The sequence below is a fragment of the Streptomyces sp. NPDC031474 genome (genome assembly GCF_055581185.1).
This window is the reverse complement of record NZ_JBVIJX010000074.1, coordinates 1-1,715: the sequence shown is the minus strand read 5'-3', so window position 1 is coordinate 1,715 and position 1,715 is coordinate 1. Positions and strand designations below refer to the sequence as shown.

At 68.9% G+C, this 1,715-nt stretch carries 1 protein-coding gene; it reads right to left on the bottom strand.

Annotated features, from left to right (window positions below; translation table 11 throughout):
* Positions 1-172 precede the first annotated feature (172 nt).
* A complete protein-coding gene (locus ACZ5SK_RS48480) occupies positions 173-1,600 on the bottom strand; it encodes an IS1380 family transposase (protein ID WP_334573982.1) in 1,428 nt (475 codons plus the stop codon).
* Positions 1,601-1,715 lie beyond the last annotated feature (115 nt).

Below are 1,715 nucleotides of genomic sequence, written 5' to 3'. Positions count from 1 at the left end.
CCTCGATTCGTCAGCGGGGTTCGGTGGCTGACTTGCTCGGCAGTTCGCCCGTAATGTCCTCGGGCCGTTCGAGGTGGGCCGTCGCGTGACGCCGCGGGTGCGCCGGGTTCCACGGGCCCGGAGTGCTGCCGGTCTTCTCCTTCCTGGTCCTTGTCGGGGCAGTGCCCGGCCCTCAGGTGACAGCCGGGAGGGCAGTGAGCCGCTGCCAGCAGGTGGTGAACGCTTCCGCCCAGGGCCAGGTCGCGTCGATGCGCAGCCATCGGCGTCGGGCGTGGTCGGCGAGGCGGGCGGGCAGGTGGTAGAGGCGGAAGCGCATGGTCTTGGGCTCTGCGTCGGCCAGGCCCTCGACGTCGTGCAGGGCCAGCAGCCGCACCCAGGCGTCGAGATCACTCGCGAGATTCGCGGCGAGCATCCAGCCGCAGTTCACTTCCCAGGAGGCGGAGGGCAGGTTGCCCAGTCCCATCGCCTTGTTGGTGCGCACCCGGTCCTCCACCCCGGCGTGCGAGCGGTGCAGTACGTCCAGGAACTGGCTGTGGCCCGAGCCGGCGATGCCCCACATGTGACGGATATTGGTGGCGGTGATGCAGTACCGCCAGCCGGTCTTCTTCTCGAAGGCGGTCAGTTTCTTCAGGTGCCGGCGGGTGGGCCTGACGCGGCGCACGATCAGCCGCATGCCCTCCGGCCAGCCCTCGCGGGTGTTCAGCCCGGTCAACTCGGCGACGAAGTAGCCCTCTTGGAGGCTGCCGTCCTGGTGCACGGAGGTCTCCCAGGCGGCCTCGGGCAGCTTTGCAATGGCCTTCTCGTCGTCTTCGGTGATCTTCCAGCCGACCGTGTAACGGACTGTGCGCCGCGTGGTGTTCAACGCTTCCAGGTGCTCCAGCAGCCCGTGGGTGGCCCCGGCCCCGTCCACCCGGACGAGGATCTTCGCTGCTGAGGAGCCGGGAACCTGGGCGAGGGCGCCGGTGAGCACCGTGAGGTGGTCGGCCACAGTGTTCGCTCCGGAGTTTCCCGGCCGCAGGAGCATCGCCAGCGACTCGGTGGTGTTCGCGCACCACGCGGCCAGCGGATGAAACCCGAACGTCTTTTTGAACGTGACCGCAGCCCCGGCCTTCTTCGACGCGGCGGTGATGATGGTGGCGTCGAGGTCGATGACGATCCAGCCGGTCAGCCGCTTGCCCGCCACCGTCAGCCAGGGGAAGCCGCCCGGCCGCAGGTGCAGCAGACTCCACACGTGCCGACGCACCCTCGCCCGCACCTTTGCGATCTTCACCAGGGTGGCCTCGTCGAGCACGGCCAGCGTGCGCCGGGCGGTGGAGTCCGAGGCCGCAGACCCGAACAACGGCCGGTGATGCAAATGGAGTTGCTCGGCCTCCGAGAGGTTCGCCGCCCCCAGCACGATCGCGATCGCGAGGTGCACCACTACCCCGGCGCGTTCCCGCCAGCCGGTCGCTGTGCTGGATGGCAGCACCCCGGCCAGCGCACCCGTCAGTCCCGTGCGGTCCGCGCACCGGCGCAGCAGCACCGCCCCGGCATGCCCGACCAGCCTCTTCCCGTCTGCCACCACGCACAGCCGACGGTCCCACCCTGTACTCTCGACCACCAGAAAGGTGCCTTGCTCTCTGCCACGGATACGATCTAGACACTCGCATCCTCGCAGGTCAACGGCACCTTTCTGCTATCGGGACGTCAGCCCGCCCAATTCCGCTGAATACCCA